Source organism: Planctomycetota bacterium (genome assembly GCA_035574235.1).
Taxonomy (GTDB): Bacteria; Planctomycetota; MHYJ01; order MHYJ01; family JACPRB01; genus DATLZA01.
Genome location: DATLZA010000151.1, coordinates 1 through 25,554 on the forward strand (window position 1 = coordinate 1; position 25,554 = coordinate 25,554).

The window sequence follows — 25,554 nt, forward strand, 5'->3', positions numbered from 1 at the left end:
GGCGCGACGCCGACGCGGCCGGGATCGCCGACGCGTGGGCCTCGGAAGCCGCCGGCTGGAGCGCGGAGGAGGCGCGGGCGCTCCGCCGGGCGTGCGAGGCGCTCCGGGACGCGCGGCTCGTCCGCGCGTGACTACTCGGCCAGGCGCGCCAGCTTCCGGGCCAGCGACCGCGCGGCCGCGCGGATCGCGGAGACGTTGCGGCCCGGGAAGAACCGCCGGTACGCCAGAAGCTCGTCCGCCTTCTCGTTCCAGTGGTTGAGGATGTACGCCCAGTCCGAAAGCACCCGGTCCAGATCCTCCGGCGGCTTGATCTTGCGGCCCTTGAGCATCTTGCGGGCCGTCTCGTCCACGCGCTCGGGCTCGATCAGCCGCCCGCGGACGACGTCGCGCCGGATCTTCTCGCGCACCTCGGGGTCGGGGATGGAACGGACCTTCTTGGCGAGGGCGCTGATCTTGTGGACGGGCAGCTTGTGCTCCACGGCCGTGGCGACCATCTCCTTGCCGCCGAACCGGTGCGCCTCCAGCGCCGTGCGGCCGGCGATCTTGCGGTCCCGGATGGCGCGCTGGACGGGCGCCTCCATCTCGAGCATGGACAGAAGGTCGCGGATCCACGCCTCCGAGAGGCCCACGTAGCGCGACACGCGCCGCAGGGCCTCCGCCTCCGGGATCTTCTGCGAGACGAGGAGCCGCACCATGTTGTGGAGGCCCTCGGCCTTTTCGATGTCGCTGAGCCCCTCGCGCTGGAAGTTTTCGGCCAGGGACTGAAGCGCCATCTCCTCGTCGGAAAGCTCCTCGACCTCGACTTCGACCTTGTCCCAGCCGAGGTGCTTGAGCGCGGCCAGGCGGCGGTGGCCGTAGCAGAGCTCTACCTTGTCCCCTCTCATGCGGCCGCGCAGCGAACCCGGCCACAGGCCCGAGTGGCGGATCTCCTCGGCGAGCGCGCGGATGGACGCGGGGTCCATCTTCTTTCGGGCCTGGTACGGATTCGGCAGGACGTTCTTGATCGGAACGACGACTTTCATGGAAACCCCTCCTCCCAGCGGCGGAACGGCGCGACGCGCCTGCAGGCGTTCTACCACACGCGGCTCGAGCTGTCAAATTCGCGCGGGCGCCGCGCGGCTTGACAGTCGCGGATCGCGGGCTAGAATACTCGAGCTTTCGACGGCTGTGACGCGCGCGCGGGGGAGCGCGCGCGGCCCGCGGGTGGGGGAAGGCCACCGATCTCCGGCGACCGAGGGAGGGATCGTCCCGCCATGGCGCGCTTGATCCTGGAGTCGGGAGGGGAGCGAAAGGAGATCCGGATCCGGGGCGCCGTGACCATCGGCCGCGCGCCCTCGGCGGACGTCTCGATCGATGACCGGACGCTCTCCCGGGAACACACGCGCGTCTACGGCGAGAACGGCCGCTACTTCGTCCGCGACCTCGAAAGCAAGAACGGCACGTACCTCAACGGCGAACTCATCCGCCGGCCGGAGGCGCTCAAGCCGGGCGACCGCATCCGGATCGGACCGGCCACCTTCGTCTTCGCCGCCGATCCGGACGATCCTCCGCCGCCTTCCGCTCCCGTTCCGGCGACCGAGGGCCGCCCCTCCGCCGCTCCGGCGCCCGCTCCGCGGCCCCGGCCCCGCGCGGAATCCGGAGCGGCGGCCGACGCCGCCGCGGCGATCCTGGCCCGGATCGCGCTTTTCGGAATCGCCGCCGCCACCGCGTGGTTCTCCAAGGATTTCTTCGCCCGGCTCCTGGAGCGGATCCCGACATGACTTCCCTCGACCTTAAGGACAAGGAGCGGATCCTCTCGTTCCTCGAGTCCCGGCTCGAGGGGAAGATCTATGACACCTGGTGCCGCTCTCTCCAAATCGAGGCCGTCAACGAGCGCCAGGTGCGGGTGCCGGCGGCCAACCCCTTCTACCGCGACTGGCTTGAGAAGCTCCTGCGCAAGCCCCTCGAGGACGCCTTCCAGCACCTCTTCGGACAGGTTCCGGAAATCGTCTTCCAGGTGGCGCCCTCCTTCGCGCCGCCCGACCCGCGACCGGCGGAGCCTTCGGGCTGGACGAAATCCGCCGGGCCGGCCCCGGACCGCGTCGAGCCGCCGCGGCCGCCGGCCCCCGATTTCCCCTTCAATCCCGCCTACACCTTCGAGAACTTCATCGAGGGACCGTCGAACCGCATGGCCTACGCGGCCGCCGTGGCCGTGAGCGAGAACCCCGGAACGCTGTACAACCCCCTCTTCATCCACGGAGGCGTCGGACTCGGCAAGACGCATCTCCTCCAGGCGATCTGCCACGCGATCCTCATGCGCAACGCGGCGGCGAAGGTCGTGTACCTCTCGTGCGAAGACTTCGTCAACGGGTACATCTACGCGCTTCAGAAACGGGAGCTTGAAGCCTTCCGCTCGCGCTACCGGAACGCCGACGTGCTCGTCGTGGACGACATCCATTTCCTGGCCGACAAAGAGGGCAGCCAGGAGGAGTTCTTCCACACCTTCAACGCGCTGCACCTTGGAGGCAAGCAGGTGATCCTCTCGAGCGACCAGCCGGCCCAGGACATCCGCGCCCTCAAGCAGCAGCTGCTCTCCCGCTTCCGCTCCGGCTTCGAGGTCAAGATCATGGCCCCGACGTACGAGACCCGCCTGGCCATCCTGCGCCGGAAGGCAGACACCCGGGCGAAAGACGTGCCCCAGGACGTGCTCGGATACATCGCGTCGGCCGTGGAAACGAATATCCGGGAGCTGGAGGGAGCGCTCACCAAGGTCCTCGGGTACGCCTCCCTCTCCAAACGCCCCGTCACGGTGGACCTGGCCAAGGAAGTGCTGCGCGACACGACGCCCCCGGCGGCCTCGCCCTTGTCGGTCGCCGAGATCCAGCAGGTCGTCGCCCGCTACTTCAACCGCAAGGTTTCGGACCTCCAGTCCCGCCGCTGGACGAAATCGACATCCCTCGTCCGCCAGATCTGCATCTATCTCTGCCGGAAGCTTACGACCGCGTCTCTGGAAGAACTGGGCAACCAGTTCGGCGGCAAGGACCATACCACGATGCTCTACTCCGTGCGCAAGGTCGAAAGACTCATCGCGCACGACGCCGCCGTCCGCGCCGACGTAGATCGGCTCACGCGCGAGCTTCGCCGCCCATAATACCGAGCGCCACCACCCGCCCAAGTCGGCCCGCCGCGCGATCGCTTTAATGTTAGCTGAGTGTTCGATCTAACAATCCAATCCACCGCCGGAAAGGATTGTGGAAACTCAACATCCTCTACCAAACCGCTTCCGAGAATATCCAACACCTTCCCAACCCCATCCACACTTTACCCACGATCCTACACAGTACGCGGACGGTAAAAGTCCTTGCTTACAAATCACTTACTAAACCCATTAACAAAATATCCACAAAAGAGACGTCTCTGAAGAAGAAGATGGGGTCTTTAGAGATAAGAAGTCTTTCTTACGTAAGGGAGAGACACGCTACGGCTTGCAGCGTTTGCAGGGTGTCTTTCCGGCGTCACGCGCGTGCCACTTGCTCTCGTAGTAGATCCGGTCATCCTCCGAGAGCTTTTGCGCCAGGCTGCAATACGAGAGATGGAAGTACCGAGTATGGGCCGCCGAGATGTACTCGGCGAGGGCGCCGCGGGACATGTATTCATCGATCGGAAGTTCGAAGGCCTTGAGGGCTTCATCCTCCCGCGCGAAGATCTGGATGAAGGCGGTAAGACCGAGGCGCTGCAGGACGAACCGGGCATCGGGGGTAAGACCGAAGAACTTCATGTCCCCGCCTCGGGCGCGAGCCTCGTCGACGTAGGCGAGCAGGCCGGACACTCCCGAGCTGTCGAGGAAGACGAGCCGCGTACAGTCGAGGGCGATGCGGGCGAACCCCCGGTTCATCAGCCGCTCGAAGACCCGGGTGACGGCATCGAGCTTGCTCCCGTCGAGCCGCCCATCCAGGACGACGATCGCGACCCCGCCGGCGTCGCGAAGATCCAGTCGGAGAACGCGCTTCTCGCCCCGGCCGATGCGCTGCTCCTCGAGAATCTCGCGGATCGTGGCGCGGTCGAGAACCTTGCGTTCGACGAGAATGTCCCCGAGTCGCGGCGCGCTGCGGCGGCGCTCGAGCGCGGCCCGCTGGACGGCAAGAGCCTCGTCGATGACCTCGGGGGGCGCGAGGTTCTTCCGGACGAGAAGCTCCCCGATCTTGTGGTACGTCTCACGGACTTTGCGCGGCATCGTTGGGCTCCAGCGTACGACTAATTATACACTGCGGGGAGGCCGGCTCCCAAGCGGACTTCCGCCCGCCGCGGTCAGTCCCGTTCAAGTTCGACCAGCCGGGTCTGGCCGTAGAGAAGCGTGGTGAGCGTCAGGCGTCGCGCCCCAGCGGCCAGCTCCCGGAAGTGCGCGAGGTCGCGCACCGCCACGTCGTTCACCCGGAGGATCACCGACAGGGGCGCGAGTTTGGCGACATCCGCGCGGCTCCCGGACTCCACCCGCGCGACGACCACGCCTCCGGTTCCGGCGTCGAGCTTGTAGAAGTACCGCACCTCGTAGGTGAGCTCCTTGACGGTCAGGCCGAGCGCGTCGTCGCGGTAGCGCTCGGCGGTTTCGTAGTCCGTCGGCGCGTACTCCAGCTTCAGCTCCACGCGGCGCTTTTCGCGGCCGCGGAGAAACTCGAGAGTCACCTTGCGGTCGGGTCCGATTTCCGTCAGAAGCGACGTCAGGTAGTTCCGCGCCGGCCGCCACGGCGGCGCGGTCTCCCGTCCCGGCAGGCGCGCGAACCGCGCGAAGGGCGGCGCGAAGCGGTCGGGCTCGGCCACCAGGTCGCGCGGCACGGCATCGCCCTCCGGCTGGACGGCCAGGAGAACGTCCTCGACCCGCAGCCCGGCGCGCTCCGCGGGAGAGCCGGGGTAGATATCGGTGACGACGAGCCCGCGGCGCCCGTCGTTGGTGAGATCCCGCGCGCGGATCCCGAGCGCGTCGGCCAGCTCCCGGGTCATTTCCTGGAATTCGACGCCCAGCCAGACGCGCCGCCCGGCCTCGCGGCGGGACATGGGCACGGCCCGGGGGTCGAAGTGCGGCGCCGGTTCGGCGAGCACGCCCGCGATTTCGGAGAAGAACAGGAGTCGGCGCAGGTGCTCCGCCGTGAATCGCCCGCGGACGTCCGGACCGCCGCCCGCTTCGTCGAAATCCTCCGCAGGCCTGTCCACCGTGGAGCAGCCGATGACGCGCCCCTCGAGGTCCAGGAGAAACGATCCCGGGCGGATGCGGCGGCGCGGCTGGAGCCGCGGGGCGCCGCCGAGCCCCCGCTCGAGGCGGAAGAGGCGATTGGGTTCCAGCCGATAGCGGGCGTGCCCGAAGCGGTCCTCGACGGCCGCGGCGAAAAAGAGACGCCCGGGCGGGGGCGGGAGGGCGTCGCGGGCGACGCCGGGACGGGTGGCCAGCCCGTCGGCGCGCGCGAGGAATCCCCCGAACTCCCGGAATGACCCGAGGAACGCGACAGGGTACGAGCGGCCGCCTTCGGAGACACGGAGCTCCTCGATCTTCCGGACGGCGTCCCGCGGGAGGTCCTCCGGAACGAAAAGCGTGCCGCGCTCGTCGAGCGTGACGCCGAAGAAGACGGCCCGCCCGGAACGGGTCTCGTCGGACATCGCGGAGCGGCGATCCGGCGGAGCCTCCAGGCGGAACGAGGCCTCGATGCGTTTGATGACCGAGGGAAGCGCCTGGCGCAGGGCGTCGGCCCGGCGTTCCAGGTCTTCGACGCGCGGGTCGGCCAGGAGGGCGGGACCGAGGAACGAGCTGCGGCCGTCCGGCCGGACCCACAGGTAGTGATCAAGGGCGACGCCGACGGGCGTGCCGTGGCGGTCGGAGACGACGGAGCCGGGCCGCAGCAGGTCGATGCAGAACCATCCTTCTGTGGGGACGAGGGGCGCGTTCGTCTGGATGTAGGGGCTGACGTTCAGGTGCCAGCGTCCGTCCACGCGTTCGGCGAAGGTGACGTGGAAGCGCTCGCCGAGAGCGGGGGCGCGCCAGGGCCCGAACGTCAGGGGCGTCAGGGGCCGGGGATCGGCGGGGCGGAGCAGGAGGAAGTCATGGTCCAGCCCGACGCCGGCGGGCCGGGCGGAGAAGCGGGTCCCTGTGGCGTCCACGGCGTCGATGCGCACGAGGTCCCCTTCGCGCAGGCCGCGGTCGTGGGTCAGGATGAGGTCCGGGGCGACGGCGACGCCCCAGGCTTCCAGGGGGAGTCCCTGCTCGGCGGCCTCGTAGGCGGCGCGGAGCTCGGGGTCGGGCGGATCCTCCTCGAGCTCCGCTTTCTCGATGCGGGTCCGTTTGCGGACGGCGATTTCGAGGGCGACAAAGGAGGGGTGGACGGCGGCGTGGGCGCGGCGGACGGCCTCTTCCTCGTCCGGGGCGGGTCCGGCCGCCTGCGCGGCCAGCGCGAGGAGGGCGGCGAGCGCGTTATTCATCCTCCAGCTTCTCCAGGTCTTTTTCGAAGTCGAGCACGACGAGCTGCCGGTAGCCCTGGCGCAGGACGCGGAAGAGGAGTTTGCGCCGGCCGGCTTCGAGCTTGAGGGACGCCTCGTACGCCTCGCGGACATCCCGGAGGGTTTCGACGGGCCGGTCGCCGATCGTGAGGAGGATGTCCAGGGGCGCCAGACCCGAAGCGCGGGCGTTGCCCCCGGCCTTGACGCCCTGAATGTAAACGCCGTGGGGGCGCTGGAAGTTGAGGAAGGGATCCGAGAACTTGGTGATCTCCTTGACGGTCAGGTCCCAGCGCTTGCATTCGAAGTCTTCGCCCTCCTGTTTGCCCTTGGAGGCGGGGACGAGCGTGACGGAGAGGGGAGCGCCGGCGCGGGAGACCTCCAGCCGAACGGGGGCGCCGACGGGGAGGGCGGCGAAGCGCCGCTCCACGGCGGGCAGGTCGATTTCGTAAAGCCCGCGGACGGGTTCGCCGGCGACGGCGGTGATGATGTCGCCCGCGCGCAGGCCGGCCTGTTCCGCGGGGGAGCCTTCGTCCACGCTGGCGACCAGGACGCCGTCCTTGGCGTCGATGTAGTTCGACTTCGTGAAGTCCTTCAGCGCCTGGAAGCGGATGCCGGTCCACGCGCGGACGAAGCGGCCGTGGCGGACGATGCGGTCCACGACTTCGCGCACGACGTCGGAGGGGATGGCGAAGCCGAGGTTTTCGGCGCCGCGGAGGGTGCGGGCGTTGATGCCGACGATTTCGCCGCGGATGTTGACGAGGGGTCCGCCCGAGTTGCCCGGGTTGATGGCGGCGTCCGTCTGGATCCAGAGGTTGTAGGGGGCGAATTCGAAGTAGCGCTCGGTGGAAGAGACGATGCCGCGGGAGACGGAGCGGTCGAAGCCGTGGGGAGCGCCCATGGCCAGGACGATTTCGCCGACCCGCAGGCGGGAGGACTCGCCGAAGGAGGCGAAGGGAAGGGGCGCCCGGGAACGCCGCTCCCGGAGATCGAGCTTGAGGACGGCGAGGTCCGTTTCGGGGTCCAGGCCGACCACGGAGGCGGGGACCTCTTCGCGGTCGGAAAGAACGCAGCGGATCTCGGCCGCCTTCTCGGCGACGTGGTTGTTGGTGACCACGTACCCGTCGGGGGAGACGATGACGCCGGAGCCGAAGGCCTGGACCTTCTCGAGCCGCCCTCCGCGGAATTCCTGCTGGATGGGCTTGACGAAGACGACGGCGGGGAAGACCTTGTCCTTGGCCTCCTGGATGAGTTCTTCCTCGGTAGGGCAGAAGGCGCACCCGGAGGCCGCCAGGAGCGCGAAGGCGAGGGCGCGGTTCATTCTCATCGATTTTGGCTCGGGGCGCCCGAGGTGTCAACGCGCGGGCGGAAGATTTCGCGCGCCGCGGGGGCGGCGGAAGCGTATCATCGGCGGAAGCTTTTTAGGGGAGGGACGGCGATGCGCGCAGGGTTCGTGGCGGCGTTCCTGGCGGCGGGCGTTGGGGCGTGGGCGCAGGGCGCCTCGAAGGACGACAAGCCCAGGACGATCAAGGACGTGATGGCCTTCCACAAGGGGAAGGACTCGTTCCTGAACAAGATCCTGGCGGGGAAGGGGACGGACGAGGATCACCGGAAGCTCGTGACGTATTACGAGGTCATGGCCGCGCTCAAGCCTCCGCAGGGGGACGAGAAGAGCTGGAAGGAGAAGACGGAGGCGCTTCTGGCGGCGGCGCGCGACGTGGCCGCGAAGAAGGACGGGGCGATCGAGCGGCTGCGCAAGGCGAGCGACTGCAAGTCCTGCCACGGCCCGCACAAGCCCAAGTAGCCGCCGTTCCGGTTGACACGCGCGCGCGGCCTTTGCTCTAATACGCGCGCCATGTTCAATCTGCTGCCCAAGGAGGAGATTTTCTTCGATCTCTTCGAGCGCTCGGCGGCCAACGTCCACAAGGGCGCCGCGAAGCTCCTGGATCTCATGGAGAACTTCCGGGACATCCCGGCCCGGGCGCAGGAGATCAAGGACATCGAGCACGAGGGGGACCGGCTCACCCACGAGATGATCGAGCGCGTGAACCGGACCTTCATCACCCCGCTGGAGCGCGAGGACATCCACGAGCTGGCCTGCCGCCTGGACGACATCCTCGATCTCGTGGACACGGCGGTCAACCGGATGATGCTCTACAAGTTCAAGGAGCCCACGGGGGACGCGGTGGCTCTGGCGCGATGCCTGGAAAAGGCCACGGGCTTCATTCGCGACGCGGTGCCCAAGCTGCGGCAGCTCGGCAACCGGCGCCACGTGGAGGCGCTCCTGAAGTGCTGCGTGGACGTGCACACCCAGGAGAACGAGGGGGACCGGATCGAGCAGCACGCGCTGGCGTCCCTCTTCGAGAACGGGCACGACCCGATCTTCGTCATCAAGTGGAAGGACATCTACCAGGACCTCGAGGCGGCCACGGACCGGTGCGAGGACGTCGCCAACGTGATCGAGGCCATCGTCCTCAAAAACGGGTAGGGGCCGGGCGGGGCTCATGGATCCTCTAGCTCTGGTCGCGCTGGCGGTGCTGGCGGGGATCATCTTCGACCTCACCAACGGCTGGAACGATTCGGCCAACGCGATCGCCACGGTCGTGTCCACGCGCGTCCTGACGCCGCTGCGGGCGCTTCTTCTTTCGGCGGGGCTGAACTTCGTGGGGGCCCTCGTCTCCGTCAAGGTGGCCAGGACGATGGGGGCGGGGGTGGTGGAGCTGGCGCCCCGGCTGGATTCCGTGGTGATCGTGCTTTCGGCGATGCTGGCGGCGGCGGCGTGGGTGACGTGGTGCACGAAGCTCGGGCTTCCGATCAGCTGCTCGCACTCGCTCGTGGGGGGCCTCGTGGGGGCCACGGTCTTCGTCTCCGGCTGGGATTCCGTGAAGACGGCGGGTCTCGTGAAGATTCTGGTGGCGCTCCTGGCGTCGCCGCTGATCGGGTTCGTTCTGGCGTACCTCCTGGTCGTTTTGGCGACGTGGCTGGCGCACGATCTGGAGGCCACGCCGCGGCAGGGGCGGCGGGTGTTCGGGTTCTTCCAGCTGTGCTCCTCGAGCTTCATGGCCTTCGAGCACGGGAAGAACGACGCGCAGAAGGTGATGGGCGTGATCGCGCTGGCGCTTTTCGCCGGCGGGTATCTCAAGGACGACCAGGGCCGGGTCCTGACGAATCTCGATCAGCTCTACATTCCGCTGTGGGTGAAAATCGCCTGCGCGACGGCGATGGCGGTGGGGACCGCGGTCGGAGGATGGCGGGTGATCCACACGCTGGGTTCCCGGCTCGCGAAGATTTCGACGCTGGAAGGGTTCTCGGCGGAGACGGGGGCGGGCGCGGTGCTGGAGGTCGCGGCGAGCCTCGGAGTGCCGGTCTCGACGACGCACACGATCACGGGCGGGATCATCGGAGTGGGGGCGGCCAAGGGCGCCCGGGCGGTGCGGTGGGGGATCGGCGCGAAGATCGTCTGGGCGTGGGTTTTCACCCTTCCGGTCTGCTTCGCTCTGGGAGGGACGCTTTCGTGGTTCGCCGCGCGCACGAGCGCGGCCTGGATGGCGGCGGCGGTGGCGGCGGTGACGGCGCTCACGTTCGCGGCGGCGCGGGTCCGCTCGGCGCGCGCCGCGCAGGAGCCCTATCCGGCGCCGAAGCGCTCCGCCGTGAACGCGTAAAGCTCCGCCTCGGGGTCTCCCGGCGGGAGTCCCGCTTTCTCGAACGCGCGCCTCAGGAATTCCTCGCGATCCCACCCCCGTTCCGCGGCCACCTGCGGCAGAAGCAGCCCCGCGCGGGATCCTCGCCGGACGTAGAGGCCGTGGAGTCCGGGGACGATCTCCTCGGGGCGGACGGGACGGATCGGGGAGAGGATGGAAATCTCGATCGCGAGGTCCGCGAGTTCCTCCGGGCGGAGCGGTTCGAAGCGCCCATCCTGCCGGGCGGCCGCGCGGGCCATGTCCCGGACGGATTCCCACAGGGGGGCGACGGCCTGGACGTGGCCGACGCACCCGCGCAGGCGTCCGGCGGCGCGCAAGGTAACGAAAGCGGCGCCCTTCTCGCGAAGGGCGCCGCGAAGAGACGCCGGGGCGGGCGGCGGGTCGCCGTCGCGGACGGCGGCTTCCACCGCGCGTCGGGCCAGGTCCAGGAGCGCGCGCCGGTCCTCGTCCGGGAGCACCGGATCAGTGTACCCGGATCGTTCTATTTGAGCGAGGTCCGGGCGCCCGTCGGGGCGGCCGCGGCTTCGACGAAGATCTCGACGCGGCGGCAGGCCTTGTCGCCGCCGGACCGGGGCTCCGTGGATCCCTTGGCTTCGATCCACATGTTGCGCTCGGGGACGCCGTTCTTGAGGAGCTCGCCCATCACGGCGACGGCGCGCTTGGCGCTCAGCTCGAGGTTGGTGTCGGTGTCGAGCTTCTGCTTGGTGGAGGCCAGCGCGACGCGGCGACGGTCCGTGTGGCCCACGATCTTGAGCCGCCCGGAGCGGTGGGACTCGGCGAACTTCTTGAGCACCTCGCGGCCCTTGGCGCTGATCTCGTAGCTTCCGGAGTCGAAAAGGAGGTCCGTCGCCATGACGACGGCGCCGGTGCGGGGGTCCACGTAGACGTCGCGCTCGTCCACGCCCAGACCGGCCAGCGCCCGCTTGAGGCTCTCGGCGAGCTCCGCGTTGATGCGGTTGGCCTCGGCGGTGAGGTCCATCTCGCCCTTGAGCTTGTCGTAGGCGTCGGCCTTGGGCCGGAGGGTCGCCACCTCGCGCTCGAGGGCCTCGATGTACTCCTTCTGCTGGGCCGTGTCGCGGTCATACTGCTGCTTGGGGACGAAGACGCCGCTGCAGCCGACGGAGGCCAGACCCGCCGCCGCCAGGCACGCCAGGAAGAACTTGGACGACATGACGCTCCCCCTCTCTCCAATGAGGAAACCCGACGCATCCGGCCCGGCCCCTTGCCGGGCCCGACGTCGTAAAGTCTAAAGCATAAATTACGATTGTCAAGGTCGCCTCCCTGCGGAAGAAAAAAACCCCCGGCCGGGGGGCCGGGGGTTCGGAACGGTCGATGCGGAACGCTACTGCGGAGCGGCCGCCTCCCCGCCGATCGGCTGGGGGGGCTTGCGGAACGTGGGGCCCGTATAGGCCTCATGCCGCACGCGCGGATCGGGGTCCAGCAGCGGCGGCGCCTTGCCTTCGAAGCGGCTCTCGTGGAACCGGCGCCAGTTGGGATCCTCCCAGAACTTGTTGAGGATCCATTCCGCCACGCCGGCCGTGACGCCCGAAGGCTGATCCACCTTGCCGCTTTCCATCCGAACGGAATCGTAGACGAAGAACATTCCGTACAGGGACGCCAGGAACGCCAGGAAGACGAAGAGCGTCCAGACGGGATGAGGCCGCTTGCGCTCGATCTCCTCCTCGACGGCCACGGGGATCCGGGCGCTGACCTTGCGCTGAATGCCCGTCTGGCCCGTGCGCTTGCGGGCGGGAGCGACCGGAGGGGGAGCGGCCGGAACCTCCGCTTCGACCGCCTCGGCGGCGACGGTCTCCTCCGCCGCGTCTTCGGCGAGCTTGAGAGGCTCGGTGCTCAGGCCCGTGTCCGTGTCCTCCTCGATGAAAGTTTCCTCTTCCTCCCGGCCGACCTCCTCCGTGGGGAGCACCAGGTCGTCCTCCTTGCCCTTGCCCACCGCGGCCAGCTGGGCGGAGGTGTCCGAGAGGGCCGCCGTCTCCTGGCCGATGTCGAGATCCAGGACCGTCTCATCGGTCGTCTCCGACGAGGGCGTGGAGGGAAGGATGATCGTAGGCTCCGTGATGCGCCCCTTCTTGAGGCTCTCCACGTCCTCCTTCTTGAACTTCATCTTGTTTTCGTCCCGGAAGGCGCGGAGTTCCCCTTCCGAGACCATGCGCTTGAGCTCTTCTTCGCCGAGCTCGAGCTCGCGCATGACGTCTTCGAAGCTGAAGTAGTCGGCCACGGCGTCCTCCGTATCCTACTTGTTGTCCTTGCTGTCCCCGCCGCCCCCGGACGCCCGCTTCTGCTTGCGGAGGTCCTCGACGATGTCCCGGACGTGGGGCCGGTCGTTGGAGAGCTCCAGGAGGTCCATGTCGTACGTGATGTCGCGGACGGCCGCCAGCTTGATCGTGCGGGCGCCGTTGGAAACCTGATAGCAGCAGAGGGTGAGCCGCTCGCTCTTTTTGAGGTCGGAAGGGCCCGTTTCGGCGGGTCGCTTGTAGATGACCCAGAGGATGTCGTTCATGTTGGATTGCGAGGCTCCCGTGCCGATGAGAAGCCCGGCGCCGGCGGCGCTGTCGGCCGTCTGAAGCGGCGAGGCCTCCGCGCGCGGCTCGCGGTTCTGCAGAACCACCACGGTGAGAAGCACCGCGATGATCCCGGACATGATCCCCATCGAGAAGTAGCTCCACTTCTGCATCGCTGACCCCCTTCTGCGGAGACGCCCGCCCAAAGGACGATTTGATACCGCCCCCCGGACGGTGTCAAGCGAATTCGGCCGCTCCTTATGTATAGACGACGCGGGGGGGCCTTTTCCCGCGAAAATCGGGACGCCCTACTTGGGCGGGGGCTCGACCCGGACGCCCCGCAGGACGACGTCGTCCCAGTCGGCCGTGTCGTCGAACGTGCCCAGACCCACCCGGCCCCAGGCGAAGGTGCGGTCCTCGGCGGTCTGAACGGGGCGGGAGAAGTCGTCGAAGAAGACCTCGATCCGCCCGTCCGAGACGCGGCGCGTCACCCGGATCCGGTGCCATCCGTCGGTCCAGGGAGTGCCCTCGGTGGTGCGGGAGGAAATCTTCCGCCGGGGAGCGCCGTTGACGATGAAGATCTGGTGCGCGTGGTCGTCGGCCTTCTTGCCGAGATGCGTGTAGTAAAAGCGCGCCGGGTCCTGGTAGCCGAAGATGACGCAGACGTCCCGGTGGTTGTAGTCCCGCGCGGTGCTGCGCACCCGGGCCTCCAGGACGAAATCCCCGACCACGACGTCCTTGAGGAGCGCGATGTTCAAGGGGCTCCGGTGGGGAGGCTCGTAGGCGCTTTTTCGGAACTGGCTGTAGATCTTGCCCGAAGGCGTCTCCACGATCTTCCAGGCGGCCGGATCCGTAGGTTCCCAGCGCGCCGCGCCGCCCTCGAAGTCCTCCGTCAGCAGGACGGGCGGTCCGTCCTCCTGCGCCGCCGTCAGAGCCGCCGCCGCCAGGATCGCCAGCGTCCGCATCGGATTCCTCCCTTCGTCGCCGCCTCCCGGGGCGACATGATACCCCGGCCGGACGCGCGATGTCCATTCCGGGACGGTTGCTTTCCGCGGCGCCGGCGACTACACTAGGCCGCCATGAAAGACGAGGTCATCTCTCAGCTGCGCTCCCTCCTGGCCCGCCTCGAGTCCCTCCGGGACTCTCTTTGAGATCGACCGCAAGGAAGCCCGCGTCCGCGAGATCGAAGCCTTGATGTCCGCGTCCGGCTTCTGGAACCGGCCGGACGAAGCCCGCGGCGTGGTCGCCGAGCTCAAGTCCGTCAAGGGCGTCGTCGAATCCTACCGTTCCCTTCGCCGGGACCTCGAGGACGAAATCGGCCTGCTCGAGCTGTGCGACGAGGCCAAGGACCACGCCCACGTGGCCCAGACCGCCGAAAAGGCGCGCGACTACCAGCGGCGCGTCGAGGCGGTCGAGGTGCAGGCGCTTTTCACCGGCAAGAACGACGCGCGGGACGTCTACCTCTCGATCCACGCGGGGGCCGGGGGCGTGGACGCGATGGACTGGGCGCAGATGCTGGAACGGATGTACCTGCGGTGGCTCCAGCGGCGCGGCTACGAGGCGGAGGTGATCGACGAGCAGGAAGGCGAGGAAGCGGGCCTCAAGCGCGCGGTCATCGAGGTCCGCGGGCCGTACGCCTTCGGGTACCTCAAGAGCGAAATCGGCGTCCACCGCCTGGTGCGGCTGTCCCCGTTCGACGCCAACCACCGCCGCCAGACGAGCTTCGCCTCGGTGGATGTCGTGCCGCAGTACGACGACATCGAGGTGGAGATCAAGGAGGGCGATCTCAAGATCGACACCTTCTCCGCGGGCGGTCCCGGCGGCCAGCACGTCAACAAGACCCAGAGCGCCGTGCGGATCACGCACCTGCCCACGGGCGTCGTCGTCTCCTGCCAGAGTCAGCGGTCGCAGCTTCTGAACCGGAAGTACGCCCTCCGGGCGCTCGCCTCCAAGCTCCACCAGCTCGAGGAGGCCAAGCGCGAGGCGGAGTTCGCCAAGATGTACGGCGAGAAGGGGGAGATCGCCTTCGGCAACCAGATCCGGTCCTACGTGATGCAGCCCTACACGCTCGTCAAGGACCACCGCACCGAATACGAGACCGGCAACATTCAGGCGGTGCTCGACGGGGAGATCGATCCCTTCATCGAGGCCTTCCTGCGCTGGAAGGGGCGGAAGTATTAACCCCGCGGCCGCCCCGGGTCCGCCGCGCGCGCCAGCCCCAGGTTGAGGTAGATCTGCAGCGTCGCGTCCGACTGGTTGAGCGTGTAGAAGTGGAGTCCCCGCGCCTCGTGGTCCAGAAGATCGCGGCACTGCTCGGTCGCCCAGTGGATGCCCACCCGCCGGACGGCCTCCGGATCCCCCTGGCAGCGGCGGATCGCCCGCAGGAGCGCCGCCGGAAAGTTCGTGCCCGCCGCCAGCTCCGCCATCCGGTGCATCCCCGACTCGGAGGTGATCGGCATGATCCCCGCCAGGATGGGCACCCGGATTCCGGCCAGCTCGCAGCGGTCCCGGAAGTCGTAGAAGACGGCGTTGTCGAAGAAAAGCTGCGTGACGATGTAGTCGGCGCCCGCGTCCACCTTGGCCTTCAGGTAGTCCATCTCGCGCAGCCGGTTGGGCGTCGCCGGGTGCCCCTCGGGGAAGCCCGCGACCCCGATTCCGAACCCGCGCGGGTCCGGATGCCGGCCGGCCGCGTTGAACGTGCGGATGTGCCGCACCAGATCCGCCGCATAGCGGAAGGCGTCCCGCGAACGGTCCCAGCCGGGGCGGTCCCGCGGAGGGTCCCCCGAGAGCGCCAGGATGTTTCCCACCCCCGCCGCCGCCCAGCGCTCGAGGATCTCGTCGATCTCCCGCCGGCTGTGGCACACGCAGGTGAGGTGCGGGATCGCCTCCAGGCGCGTCTCGCGGCGCAGGCGCAGGACGAGCGCGTCCGTGAGGTCCCGCGTGCTCCCCCCGGCCCCGTAGGTCACGTCCACGAAGCTCGGCTTGAGGGGCTCCAGCTGCGCGATCGTCCGGAAGAGCCGCTCCGAGGCCTCCGGCGTCCTGGGGGGGAAGAACTCGAAGGAAAACGTCGTCGGATGGGCCCGGAAGATGTCCGCGATGTGCACCGGGCGATCTTACGGGAGCCCCGCGGACGAGGTCAAGTTCGGCTCTCGCGCCGGCGGGGCACAAGAAGGGCCGCGAGGGCCGCCAGCACGGCCGCCGCCCCCAGAACCGCCAGAACCGGAAATCCCCCGCCGCCCCCGCCCGCCTTCACCTGGCTCCAGGCGTCCTCGAGCGCGGCCTTGAGGTCCGGCGAAAGCTCTCCCAGCAGGGCGCACCGCCGGAGGTCCTCCTCCCGGGGATAGACGAGCGGATCCTCCAGAAGCTCGCGCGGCAGGAGCTTCTGCGCTTCCGCGTTCGGCGTGGCGAAACGCACGGCCTTGGAAATGGCCGCCGCGACCTCGGGGCGCAGGAGGTAGTCGATGAACCGGTGCGCGAGCCCGGGGTTCGGCGCCCCCTTGGGAATGCAGAGGTTGTCGATCCACAGGGTGCCCCCTTCGCGCGGGACGACGTAGCCGATGTCCCCGGCGCGCTCCGGCGCGGAGGCGGCCTGAAGCGCGTCGCCGTTGAACGCCTGCGCGAGCCACGCCTCGCCCCGGATGAGGCGGTCCTTCGGGGCCGACTCGAAGGCCAGCGGGCGAAGCTCGCGCAGCCGCGCCGCCGCGCGGGCGATCCCCTCGCGGGTGAGCGGGCCCGCCCCCTCGCCGAGCGCCCGCCGCGCCGCTTCGAACGCCTCGCGCGCGTCGTCGAGAATCGTCACGCGCCCGGCCCAGCGGGGATCCCAGAGCGCCGTCCAGGAGTCCGGCGCGGGCGACACGCGGGCCTTGTTGTACGCCAGCCCCGTCGTTCCCCAAAGATACGGGACCGAATGCTCCTGCCGGGGATCATAGGCCGGCCCCCGGAATCTCGGCGCCAGATGGCGGACGTTCGGGATCTTCGAAAGCTCGAGCTTCTCGAGGAGTCCGCGCGCGACGAGTTCCCCCAGGACCTCGTCGCTCGGGAAGACGACGTCGTAGCCGGAGCGCCCGCCGGCGAGCTTCGCGCGCAGCGTGTCCGAGGATTCGATGTAGTCGAGCGTGACGCGGCAGCCGAATTCTTTTTCGAAGCCCGGGATCGTGTCGGGAGCGAAGTAGTCGGACCACGTGAGGACGTGGAGCTCGGGGGGGCGGTCGGGCGTCCCCGCCGCCAGCGCCGCCAGAACAAGCGCCGCGCGGGCGTTCACCGTCCCACTCCCGCCGCCGGCACGCGCGAGATCCGCAGCGCCAGCGCGATCAGCGCGAAGGACACCGCCAGGATCGCCGCGGCGACCGCGTTCATTTCCGGCGTCACCCCGAAGCGCACCATCGAGTAGATGCGGACCGGGAGGGTGGCCCCCCCGGGACCCGTGGTGAAATACGTTACCACGAAGTCGTCGAACGACAAGGTAAAGGCGAGAATCGCGCCCGAGAGGATTCCGGGGGCGACGGCCGGGAACGTCACCTTCCAGAACGCCCGCCAGGGGGTCGCCCCCAGGTCCTGCGCGGCCAGCTCGACGGACCGGTCCAGCCCCTCCAGGCGCGCCGAGACGACCAGCGCGACGTACGCGAGGTTGAAGGTCGCATGCCCGATGACGGCCGTGCCGAGGGAGAGCGGCACGCCGAGCGCGCGGAAGAGGGACAGAAGCGCGATCGCCAGAACGATGTCCGGCACGAGGACGGGAAGCGTGACGAGCGTCGCGTAGAGCTTCTTGCCCCGGAAGGACGCGCGCGCCGCCAGGGCCGCCAGCGTTCCGAGCACGGTCGAAAGCGCGGTGGAGGCGGCCGCCAGGGTCAGGGTGTTCCCGAGCTCCCCGAGGAGGCGCGCGTCGCCGAACGCCTTGCGGTACCATTCGAGCGTGAAGCCGGTCCAGGCGGTGGGGTGGCGGGATTCGTTGAAGGAGAAGGCGACGAGCGCGCCGATCGGAAGATAAAGCGCGGCCAGAAGAAGCGCCGTGTACGCCCCGAGCGCCTTCCTCACGCCAGTCCCTCCGAGTGGCGCAGGCGGATGTAGGCCCACGCGAGAAGCCCCGTGAGGGCCAGAAGCACGAGCGTGAGCGCCGAGCCGGCCGCCGAGTTGGGATTCTTCTTGAAGAAAAGCTCGATCTGGTTGCCCACCAGCGGCGTGCTCGCCCCGCCGAGGAGTTCCGGCAGCGCGAAGATTCCGGCGGCGGGGATGAAGACGAGGATGCAGCCCGCTCCGATTCCGGCGCGCGTGAGCGGCACGGTCACCTTCCAGAAGGTCTGCCACGGGGAGGCGCCCAGGTCCTGCGACGCCTCCAGGAGTCGGCGCGGGAGCTTCTCGATCGATCCGTAAAGAGGCAGGATCATGAAGGGCAGGAAGCTGTGGACGAGGCCGAGAAGGACGGCCCCCGGCGTGTTGAGGAGGCCGGCCGGGAGGATCGTCCTGAGCGCGTAGATCCGCACGAGGAGGTTCGTCCAGAAGGGGAGCACCACGAGGAAGAGAAGGAGGTTCCGCCGGCGGGGGGAGCAGCCCGCAATGAAATACGCGGCCGGGTACGCGAGCACCAGGCAGAGCGCCGTCGCCAAGGCGGCCATTCCCAGGGACCGGGCCAGAAGCTCCCAGGTCGCCGGGCGGGCCAGCAGGCGGAGTCCTTCCGGCGACAGGCCCGCTGCCGCCAGAAGCGCCGTCGGCAGAAGGAGAAACGCGGCCAGCCAGAGGGTCGGGGGCAGGAGAAGCGCCAGGAACCGCCGCCGGGAGGAGGTCATTCCCTCGGGAGGACCAGGACGTCTTCGGGCCGCCAGGAGACGGTGATCGTCTCGCCGGGCCGCACCTGGGCGAGGGCGCCGTCGTTGGCGTCCTCCGCCACGATGCGGCGCGCGCCCGCCCGCAGGATGATCGACGCCGACGAGCCCTGGTAGAGGACCTCCTCGACGCGGGCGGGGATGCCGTCGGACCCTCCGGGGATGCGGATCTTTTCGGGCCGCACGAGGAGGGTCACTTCGCCCCGGGCCGGGGCCTCGATCGTCAGGCCGTCGCGCGTGCGGACGACGCGGCCGTCGCCGGTTCCTTCGAAGAAGTTGCCGGAGCCCACGAACTCCGCGACGAAGCGGGTGGCGGGGCGCTCGTAGATCTCCTCGGGGGTCCCCACCTGCTCGAGGCGTCCCGCGTTCATGACCGCGACGCGGTCGCTCATGGCCAGGGCTTCCTCCTGGTCGTGGGTGACGTAGAGGAAGGTCATTCCGAGCTCCCGCTGGAGGCGGCGCAGCTCCTCCTGGAGGCCCTTGCGCAGCTTGAGGTCCAGGGCCGAGAGCGGCTCGTCGAGCAGCAGCACGCGGGGCCGGGTGACGATGGCCCGCGCCAGGGCCACGCGCTGCTGTTCGCCGCCGGAAAGTCCGCTCACGGCGCGGCCGCCGGCGTCCGCCAGGCCCACGCGGGCCAGCGCCTGGCGCGCCCGCGTCTCGGCGTCCGGGTCGCGGGCGATGCGCAGCCCGAACGCCACGTTTTCGAGGACGGTCAGGTGGGGAAAGAGCGCGTAATTCTGGAAGACCATGTTGACGTCGCGGCGGTGGGGCGGAACGCGGGTGACGTCGCGGCCGGCCAGGAGGAGGGTTCCGGCGTCGGGCGTTTCGAAGCCGGCCACGAGGCGCAGGAGCGTCGTCTTGCCGCAGCCCGAAGGGCCCAGAAGGGAAAAGAACTCGCCCCGGCGGATGTCGAGCGTGACCCCGTCCACCGCGCGGCGCCCGCCGAGGATCTTCGTCACGCCGCGCAGGGAGACGTCGAAGTCCTCCACTCCTCGGGCCACCTCCTTTACGCGCCGGGCCTTGCCTGCGGCGCTCGGTCCGGGATCGATTGATAACACAAAGGCCCCCGGCCTTCAAGACCGGGGGCCCGGAGCGGACGAACGTCAACGGGCCTGCTTCTTCTCGGGCTCTTGGGGTTTCTCCCCGCCCTTTTCCTGCTCCTTCTTTTCGAGCTCCTTGGCGATCGGGAGCGAGAGCATGAACTCCTTCCACTCCTCTTCCATCTTCTTGAGGTCGAGTCCGCCGAAGACTTTCTGCGTGGCCTTTTCCCAGTCGGCCGACGTCTTGAGTTCCTCGAGCATCCGGCGGGGCAGGAGATGGTAGCCCTTGCGGCGGGCCACGTCGCTCTGCTGGAAGAAGTAATTGAGCGCCCAGCCTTCGGCGTAGCAGAGGCCGGGATTGGCGTAATACTGGGCCTGCTCGTAGCGGATGATCTGCGAGATCGGAACGTGCTCGTTCTTGCGGATCGCCGAGAGGATGGTGCGGATGCGCCAGTCGTTGATCCCGATCGTGAACTTCCGGCGGTCCGCGGACCATTCGCCGCCGAAGAAGTAGTCGCCCAGACCTTCGTTCATCCACGACGGGACGTAGACGCCCCGGTCGCGGCCCATATAGAAGTACATGTACTGGTGGAACCCCTCGTGGTAGAGGACCTTGATGGTGACGTCCTCGGGGTTGCGCTCCTCGGCGATCTCGAATTCCTCCTCCGTTTCGCGGGACCGCAGCTTGTCGCCCTCGAACCGGTAGCAGACGATTTCCTCCTGCCCCGGGCTCCAGTAGGCCGCCGCGCCGTAGGCGAAGGAGTAGTACTGGAAGTCCTCCTCGCGGTCGAAGACCTTGATGCGGCAGGGCGGAATCGCCTTCTGGGTGGGGATGATCTGTTTGTAGAGCGCGAGGATCTGCTCCATTTCCTCTCCGACGCGCTTGGCGAACTCGGGGCGGGTGGCGTACTCGATGATGTAGTTGCCCCTCGGAGACTTCATGATGTTCCAGTCGGCGCACAGGGCCCCGCGGTCCATCTGGGTGCGCTTGCCCTGACGGGTCGCCTGGTCGTAGATCCGGAAGGTCTTGGCGGTCTGATCGAAGATCTTCAGCGCTTCGCCGAAGTCCTTGGCGTCCACCGGAAGTTCCTTGGTCTTCCGGGATGAGGTTCCCTGGGAGGTTACGGTCGTGACCCGGACGAAGATGCTCTCCTCGCCGCCGGCCCGCCAGATCCCGGCCAGCATGAGGCCCACCCGTTCCGCGTAGTAGTAGTACGCCACGACGCGGTCGCCGGCCGCGCTCGTGAAGACCTTGCGCACGTAGGGCATCCGGCCGGCGCCTTGGCTTTTCTGCTCCTCCCGGAGGCCCTTGAACTGTCCTTCCAGAGTGCTGGTCGCGCGCGTCTCGAGGTCTTCCAGATTCGAGCAGTCGAAGGTCTTGTACACCTCGAGGTAGAGCTTCTCCAGGTACGGAGCGGTGTACCGCGCGATGCGGTAGGTGCGGCCCCGATAGAGGGTCTCGCTGCTGTCCTGGTCGCCGAACCACTGGGCCAGGGGGGGCACCCCCTTCCAGGCTTCCGGCGGCGTGAACTCGTATCCGTACCAGGAGTCCACATGGGCGCGCTTGGACGGCGCGGTCTTTCCCAGGAAGCCGACGGCCAGCCTCTGCCCCAGCTCGTTGAGCTTGTCGATGATGTCGATGAGGTGGTGCCTGTAGACATGGGTGGACCGGTAGCGGGATCGAAGCTCGCGGAGCTTCGCCTGGGCTTCGGCGAACTTGCCTTCCTTCTCGAGCTGAAGCGCGGCGTCCCAGAGTTCCTGCGCCCGCTTCTCGCGCTGTTCGCGCCGGGCGTCCGAGTCCTGGGCCCGGGCCGGGACTCCTCCGCCCTGCGGGGCCCCGCCCGAAAGCGTCAGGGCCGCCGCGGCGGCCAGAAGGGAGCCCCAAAGTTTCGTGCCCATGGTACGACCTCCCTGCAATAGGTCGGGATACGCCTCCCTAGCATTTTTAGACGATGGCGGGTCGAAATGGTTGATAAAAATTAATTTCTGAACGCCCTCGGCGGTCAAACCGGCCGCCCTCCGGCTCCCGGCGAAATCCGCCCCCGCCGTGCCCTGAAAAGGGCCGGCCGTCATTTAATTGCATATGAGATTATTATGGGGGTCCTCACGGAGGACGCTCGGACTGAATGGGATCACCAGCATTGTAATGTGCCTCGCTCTTCGGAAAAGGCCCGGAATGTTTATTGCAAATGAAATTTCTTGCGGGCGCCCGGCGTATGTTCCAGCGGCGGTTGGAGGAACCGGGTATGAGGATCGCCGCGGTCGTTCTGGGCGCCTTCCTCGGGGCGGGGTCCGCGCCCCGCCAGGAGCGCATCGCCCTTTTCAACGGGAAGGACCTCTCCAACTTCTACACGTATCTGCACGCCAAGCCCGGAGGCGGCGAGCCGCTCGGGAAGAACAACGACCCGCTCGGCGTCTTCACGGTGCGGGACGGCGTGATCCGCGTCTCGGGAGAGGTCTTCGGGTACCTTTCGACCGAGAAGGAATTCGAAAACTACGAACTTATCGTGGAATACCGGTGGGGTGAGAAAACGTATCCTCCCCGCGAGACCCAGGCGCGCGACAGCGGCATCCTCTTTCACGTTCAGGGAGAGGACAAGATCTGGCCCTGCTCGCTCGAGTTCCAGATCATCGAGGGCGGAACGGGCGATCTCCTCCTCGTCGGAGGGGCGAGCATGGACTTCGATCCCGCGCTGGAGCCCCGCTTCGCGGGAAAGGGGATGCTCTCGCCGGACGGAAAACGGATCGTGAAAGGACGCGTCAACTGGCCCGGACGGTCCCGTCAATGGAAGGACGTCCTGGGGTTCCGGGACGCCGGGGATCTGGAGAAGCCGCGGGGGGAATGGAACCGGCTGGAGCTGCGCTGCCGGAAGGGAACGTTCTCCTACGTCGTCAACGGCGCCTTGGTCCTCGAAGGGCGCGGCGCGTTCCCGGGCAAAGGGCGCATCCTCCTTCAGTCCGAAGGGGCGGAGATCTTCTTCCGCAAGGTGGACCTCGTGCGGATCCCGGGGGATTGACCCCGGGGCGCCGTCCGTCGATCGGAAAGGCGGAATCGGACGGCCCTCCGCCGTATACTGGGAAGGGATCCTTCGAGGGCTTCCGATGCGCTCCCTTCTCCTCCTGACGGCCCTGCTCCTGCAGGCGACCCCCGGCGCGGTCACGCTCCCGGACGAGGAATTCGCCCGCCGGCGCGCCCGGCTGGCCGAGATCCTTTCCGGCGGGGCCGTGGCCCTCGACACGGGCCCCCTGGCCGAGGTCGGAAGCGACGCCAACACCCCGCTTTTCGATTTCAAGTACCTCACGGGCTTCCACGATCCCGAGGGCCTCCTCCTCCTGGCGGGCGGACGCGCCGTCGCGTTCGCCTCCGATCCCGCCCGGACGCCCGCGCGCGGCGAAGGCCTGACGGTTCTGCCGCTCGATCGCTTCGACGCCTGGGCGGCCGAGCATCTCAAGGACGTCGAGCGCGTCTATACCAAGCTCCGGAGAAAAAACCTCGACCGCCTCGCCCGCGCCGCCCCCCGCGCGGAGCTCGTGGGCGGACGCCTGGGCGCGGAGCTGGCGCGCCTCCGGCTCGTCAAAAGCGACGCCGAGATCCGCCTGATCCGCAAGGCGTCGGACGCCACCTGCGCCGCCCACCGCGCGGCGCTTCGGGCGCTCAAGCCGGGAATCAACGAGCGCGCCATCCAGGATCTCGTCGAATCCACCTTCCGGAAGGAAGGCTGCCCGGAGCTGGGCTTCCCCTCGATCTGCGCCTCCGGCCGCAACGGAACGATCCTGCACTACATGAAGAACGATCAGCCCGTGCCGCCCGAGACCCTCATGGTGATCGACATCGGCGCGGCCCTCGAGAATTACGTGACGGACATCACCCGCACGCTGCCCACCTCCGGGCGCTTCTCCCCCGATCAGCGCCGGGCCTACCAGACCGTCCTCGACGCTCAAAAGGCCGCCGAAGCGGCGCTCCGTCCCGGCGCGACCTTCGCGGAGCTCGACGAAGCCGCCCGCCGCGTCTTCGAGGAACGCGGAATGACCCGGTGGTCCTACGCCCACTCCCGCGACGGCTCCGTCCGGCACGCTCTGGGGCACTACGTCGGCATGGCGGTCCACGACTCCGGAAGCTACCGCGAACCCTTCCGCCCCGGCGTCGTCCTGACGATCGAGCCCGGCTGGTACGACAAGGACGCCGGCTACGGCATCCGCATCGAAGACATCTACCTCGTCACCGAGAACGGCTTCGAACGCCTTTCCGCCTCCGCGCCGCGCGAAATCGAGGAAATCGAAAAGGCCATGGCCGAGCGGGAGCAGGAGGATCGCCGATGATCGCGAGTCCGTTCCTTTTGGCGTGGGCGCTGGCCGCCCTTCAGGATTCCGCGCCCGAAAACGCCGGCAACGTCCGTTTCGTCCGTCCCCAGGGCTGGGTGCGGCGGGACGGACCCGAAGGCGTTCTCCTCTACCCGCCCGACCGCCCGCCGAACCGTCAGTACGGCATCGCCCTCCTCAAAGGGCAGGAATTCAAAGGCGCCTTCGCCGACTGGTTCGAGGCCCGCTGGAAGGAGCTCGCCGCCCGGTACCGCTTCCCGGACGCCGAGACGCGGACGATGCGCTACAACGACGTCGAGTTCCTGTACCGGGAAACCCGCGTCCAGACCCCCGCGGGAACCCTGACCCACGTGCTCTTCATCGCCGCCCCGGCCGGGTCCCGCGCCGAAAGCTTTCTCCTGACCGCCGAAGACGCCGCCGATTGGGTCGACGCCCTGACCGCCCTCGACGCGCTCCTCAAAAGCGTCGAGTTCGTGAATCTCGCCAAGCCCCCGCCCGCGGCCCCCCCGCCGCCCCTTCCGGAGATCGAGGCGGCCTTCTGGGGCCTCACGCCGGCCGGCACGATGAGATTCCTCGTCCTGTTCAAGGACGGCACCGCCTGGCGCGACTGGCGGCCCGAGGGACTGGACGGCTGGGACCTCGCCAAGGCCAAGCGCGAAGACACGGTGGGAAACTTTGGCCGGTGGAAACGGACGGGGGATTCCTTCGAGGTCTCCTGGACCCCCGACTTCCAGACGGTTTACGTTCCCAACGAAAAAAAGACGCTCTACACCGGCGGCGGCGCCGTCTTCCGTCCCATGATCCCCGCCGACGGACTGAAGCTCGAGGGGACCTTCGAGCGCGACGTGTCGCCTTTTCCGCCGGTGCGGATCCGCTTCAAGAGGGACGGCACGTTCGCCGACGAAGGCGCCATTCCCACCGTCGCTTCCATCCTCCAGGAACCGCCGGCGCGCGGACAGGGCCGCTACGAGATCCGCCACTTTACCCTCATCCTCACCTACGAGGGCGGGAAGAAGGTGCGCACCTGCTTCTGGATCTCCCCGGAAGAGGCGCGGGAGCCCCGGACCCTTTTTATCGGCTCGTACGTTCTCGAGCGGCGCTGAACGGGACCGCCGGGGCGCTACTTCGGCCGGACGGCGATCGCGTGCACGTACAGGTTCCGGTCGAACTCGTTCTCCTTGTACGCGTCGTTGGTGAACTCCACCGCGATCTTGCGGTCCCCCGCCCTGAGGCGCGCCGGCACCTTGTACTCGCGCGCTTCGGTCGAGGTCAGGGCGATCTCGCCGCCCGCCGGAGCGCCGTCCACGCTCACGCGGAACCGGGCGTTCTCGTTCTCCGCCGCGTCGCAGGAGGCCGTGATCACGATCTCATACTCGCCGTCCGCCGCGACGCGCACGACGGCCTCGGCGGCGCCGTTGGTGTAGAAGAAGAGCTTGCCTTCGCCCTCGTTGTAGCCGAAAAGGTCGGTGTTCTCGGCCAGGAACTTCACCTTCGAAAGCTCCACCGAAACCGGCTGCGGCTTGGGAGCCGCCGGAGCCGGCGCGGGCTTGGCTTCGGCCGGCCGCGCCATCGCCGGAGCCGGCGCCGACTCCTTCTTCGGAGCCTCGGACGCGCATCCCGCCAGGACCAGACCGGACGCCAGGAGAATCTTTCGCATCGTTCCGCCTCCCTGTAGGAATCCCAATCATCGATGACC

Annotated in this window: 25 protein-coding genes; 9 read left to right on the forward strand and 16 right to left on the reverse strand. The window is 68.4% G+C overall.

The genetic code is table 11. The features are described 5' to 3' along the window. Positions 1 to 131 precede the first annotated feature (131 nt). Complete coding sequence (locus VNO22_13865) at positions 132 to 1,022, reverse strand: ParB/RepB/Spo0J family partition protein (protein ID HXG62457.1); 891 nt, start codon at positions 1,020 to 1,022, stop codon at positions 132 to 134. Positions 1,023 to 1,253: 231 nt separating this feature from the next. Here VNO22_13865 and VNO22_13870 point away from each other — a divergent pair, with 231 nt between their 5' ends. Beyond that, positions 1,254 to 1,760 (forward strand): FHA domain-containing protein, encoded by a 507-nt coding sequence (locus VNO22_13870; GenBank protein HXG62458.1) that lies wholly within the window; start codon positions 1,254 to 1,256, stop codon positions 1,758 to 1,760. Then, positions 1,757 to 3,130 carry a chromosomal replication initiator protein DnaA gene (dnaA, locus tag VNO22_13875; GenBank protein ID HXG62459.1) on the forward strand — a complete coding sequence of 458 codons (1,374 nt, stop codon included), beginning with the start codon at positions 1,757 to 1,759 and terminating at the stop codon, positions 3,128 to 3,130. Before VNO22_13870 ends, dnaA begins: the two co-directional genes overlap by 4 nt. Positions 3,131 to 3,457: 327 nt before the next feature. Here the strand turns inward: dnaA and VNO22_13880 are convergent, their stop codons facing one another. The 3 genes from VNO22_13880 to VNO22_13890 form a co-directional block, all read right to left on the reverse strand. Then, complete coding sequence (locus tag VNO22_13880) at positions 3,458 to 4,213, reverse strand: STAS domain-containing protein (GenBank protein ID HXG62460.1); 756 nt, start codon at positions 4,211 to 4,213, stop codon at positions 3,458 to 3,460. 74 nt (positions 4,214 to 4,287) lie between these two features. Further along, the gene (locus VNO22_13885; GenBank protein ID HXG62461.1) at positions 4,288 to 6,444 is read right to left on the reverse strand and encodes a PDZ domain-containing protein; all 2,157 of its coding nucleotides are present in this window, start codon (positions 6,442 to 6,444) and stop codon (positions 4,288 to 4,290) included. Beyond that, on the reverse strand, positions 6,437 to 7,780 hold the full coding sequence (locus tag VNO22_13890; protein ID HXG62462.1) for a trypsin-like peptidase domain-containing protein: 1,344 nt from the start codon (positions 7,778 to 7,780) through the stop codon (positions 6,437 to 6,439). Before VNO22_13890 ends, VNO22_13885 begins: the two co-directional genes overlap by 8 nt. Before the next feature lie 117 nt (positions 7,781 to 7,897). Between VNO22_13890 and VNO22_13895 the strand changes: the two genes are divergently transcribed. The 3 genes from VNO22_13895 to VNO22_13905 are packed head-to-tail and all read left to right on the forward strand — an operon-like array spanning position 7,898 to position 10,121. After that, positions 7,898 to 8,263: a hypothetical protein gene (locus VNO22_13895; protein ID HXG62463.1), complete on the forward strand. Its 366-nt coding sequence runs from the start codon at positions 7,898 to 7,900 to the stop codon at positions 8,261 to 8,263. Between the two features lie 51 nt (positions 8,264 to 8,314). Then, entirely contained in the window at positions 8,315 to 8,947 is a 633-nt protein-coding gene (locus tag VNO22_13900) for a DUF47 family protein (protein ID HXG62464.1), read from the forward strand. 16 nt (positions 8,948 to 8,963) lie between these two features. Next, positions 8,964 to 10,121: an inorganic phosphate transporter gene (locus tag VNO22_13905; GenBank protein ID HXG62465.1), complete on the forward strand. Its 1,158-nt coding sequence runs from the start codon at positions 8,964 to 8,966 to the stop codon at positions 10,119 to 10,121. Here the strand turns inward: VNO22_13905 and amrA are convergent. From amrA to VNO22_13930, 5 genes are all read right to left on the reverse strand, one after another. Then, entirely contained in the window at positions 10,085 to 10,618 is a 534-nt protein-coding gene (gene amrA / locus VNO22_13910) for an AmmeMemoRadiSam system protein A (GenBank protein ID HXG62466.1), read from the reverse strand. The two genes, VNO22_13905 and amrA, sit on opposite strands and share 37 nt — an antisense overlap. 23 nt (positions 10,619 to 10,641) lie before the next feature. Beyond that, positions 10,642 to 11,331 carry an OmpA family protein gene (locus VNO22_13915; protein ID HXG62467.1) on the reverse strand — a complete coding sequence of 230 codons (690 nt, stop codon included), beginning with the start codon at positions 11,329 to 11,331 and terminating at the stop codon, positions 10,642 to 10,644. Positions 11,332 to 11,502: 171 nt separating this feature from the next. Beyond that, positions 11,503 to 12,396, reverse strand: a complete 894-nt coding sequence (locus VNO22_13920; protein HXG62468.1) for a hypothetical protein — start codon at positions 12,394 to 12,396, stop codon at positions 11,503 to 11,505. A gap of 15 nt (positions 12,397 to 12,411) precedes the next feature. Then, a complete protein-coding gene (locus VNO22_13925) occupies positions 12,412 to 12,852 on the reverse strand; it encodes a hypothetical protein (protein HXG62469.1) in 441 nt (146 codons plus the stop codon). Positions 12,853 to 12,987: 135 nt separating this feature from the next. After that, positions 12,988 to 13,644 (reverse strand): hypothetical protein, encoded by a 657-nt coding sequence (locus VNO22_13930; protein HXG62470.1) that lies wholly within the window; start codon positions 13,642 to 13,644, stop codon positions 12,988 to 12,990. Positions 13,645 to 13,758: 114 nt separating this feature from the next. Between VNO22_13930 and prfB the strand changes: the two genes are divergently transcribed. Next, a protein-coding gene (gene prfB / locus VNO22_13935; protein ID HXG62471.1) for a peptide chain release factor 2 occupies positions 13,759 to 14,860 on the forward strand; the annotation gives its coding sequence in 2 pieces (ribosomal slippage) (positions 13,759 to 13,827 and positions 13,829 to 14,860; 1,101 coding nt in all). Here the strand turns inward: prfB and metF are convergent. The 6 genes from metF to VNO22_13965 form a co-directional block, all read right to left on the reverse strand. Next, the gene (gene metF, locus VNO22_13940) at positions 14,857 to 15,783 is read right to left on the reverse strand and encodes a methylenetetrahydrofolate reductase [NAD(P)H] (protein HXG62472.1); all 927 of its coding nucleotides are present in this window, start codon (positions 15,781 to 15,783) and stop codon (positions 14,857 to 14,859) included. The two genes, prfB and metF, sit on opposite strands and share 4 nt — an antisense overlap. A 32-nt stretch (positions 15,784 to 15,815) precedes the next feature. Next, complete coding sequence (locus VNO22_13945) at positions 15,816 to 16,940, reverse strand: spermidine/putrescine ABC transporter substrate-binding protein (GenBank protein HXG62473.1); 1,125 nt, start codon at positions 16,938 to 16,940, stop codon at positions 15,816 to 15,818. Further along, a complete protein-coding gene (locus VNO22_13950; protein ID HXG62474.1) occupies positions 16,937 to 17,713 on the reverse strand; it encodes an ABC transporter permease in 777 nt (258 codons plus the stop codon). Before VNO22_13950 ends, VNO22_13945 begins: the two co-directional genes overlap by 4 nt. Beyond that, positions 17,710 to 18,462, reverse strand: a complete 753-nt coding sequence (locus VNO22_13955; protein ID HXG62475.1) for an ABC transporter permease — start codon at positions 18,460 to 18,462, stop codon at positions 17,710 to 17,712. Before VNO22_13955 ends, VNO22_13950 begins: the two co-directional genes overlap by 4 nt. Continuing rightward, positions 18,459 to 19,487: an ABC transporter ATP-binding protein gene (locus tag VNO22_13960; GenBank protein ID HXG62476.1), complete on the reverse strand. Its 1,029-nt coding sequence runs from the start codon at positions 19,485 to 19,487 to the stop codon at positions 18,459 to 18,461. Before VNO22_13960 ends, VNO22_13955 begins: the two co-directional genes overlap by 4 nt. Before the next feature lie 114 nt (positions 19,488 to 19,601). Continuing rightward, the gene (locus VNO22_13965) at positions 19,602 to 21,437 is read right to left on the reverse strand and encodes a DUF1570 domain-containing protein (GenBank protein HXG62477.1); all 1,836 of its coding nucleotides are present in this window, start codon (positions 21,435 to 21,437) and stop codon (positions 19,602 to 19,604) included. Positions 21,438 to 21,784: 347 nt separating this feature from the next. Here VNO22_13965 and VNO22_13970 point away from each other — a divergent pair, with 347 nt between their 5' ends. The 3 genes from VNO22_13970 (at position 21,785) to VNO22_13980 (ending at position 24,961) form a co-directional block, all read left to right on the forward strand. Next, positions 21,785 to 22,555: a DUF1080 domain-containing protein gene (locus tag VNO22_13970; protein ID HXG62478.1), complete on the forward strand. Its 771-nt coding sequence runs from the start codon at positions 21,785 to 21,787 to the stop codon at positions 22,553 to 22,555. Positions 22,556 to 22,640: 85 nt separating this feature from the next. Continuing rightward, a complete protein-coding gene (locus VNO22_13975; GenBank protein ID HXG62479.1) occupies positions 22,641 to 23,858 on the forward strand; it encodes a Xaa-Pro peptidase family protein in 1,218 nt (405 codons plus the stop codon). Further along, complete coding sequence (locus VNO22_13980) at positions 23,855 to 24,961, forward strand: hypothetical protein (GenBank protein HXG62480.1); 1,107 nt, start codon at positions 23,855 to 23,857, stop codon at positions 24,959 to 24,961. The genes VNO22_13975 and VNO22_13980 overlap by 4 nt, the downstream gene beginning before the upstream one ends. 17 nt (positions 24,962 to 24,978) lie before the next feature. On the opposite strand, the gene VNO22_13985 is transcribed toward VNO22_13980, so the two are convergent. Continuing rightward, positions 24,979 to 25,515 carry a carbohydrate-binding domain-containing protein gene (locus VNO22_13985; GenBank protein ID HXG62481.1) on the reverse strand — a complete coding sequence of 179 codons (537 nt, stop codon included), beginning with the start codon at positions 25,513 to 25,515 and terminating at the stop codon, positions 24,979 to 24,981. Between the last annotated feature and the right edge of the window lie 39 nt (positions 25,516 to 25,554).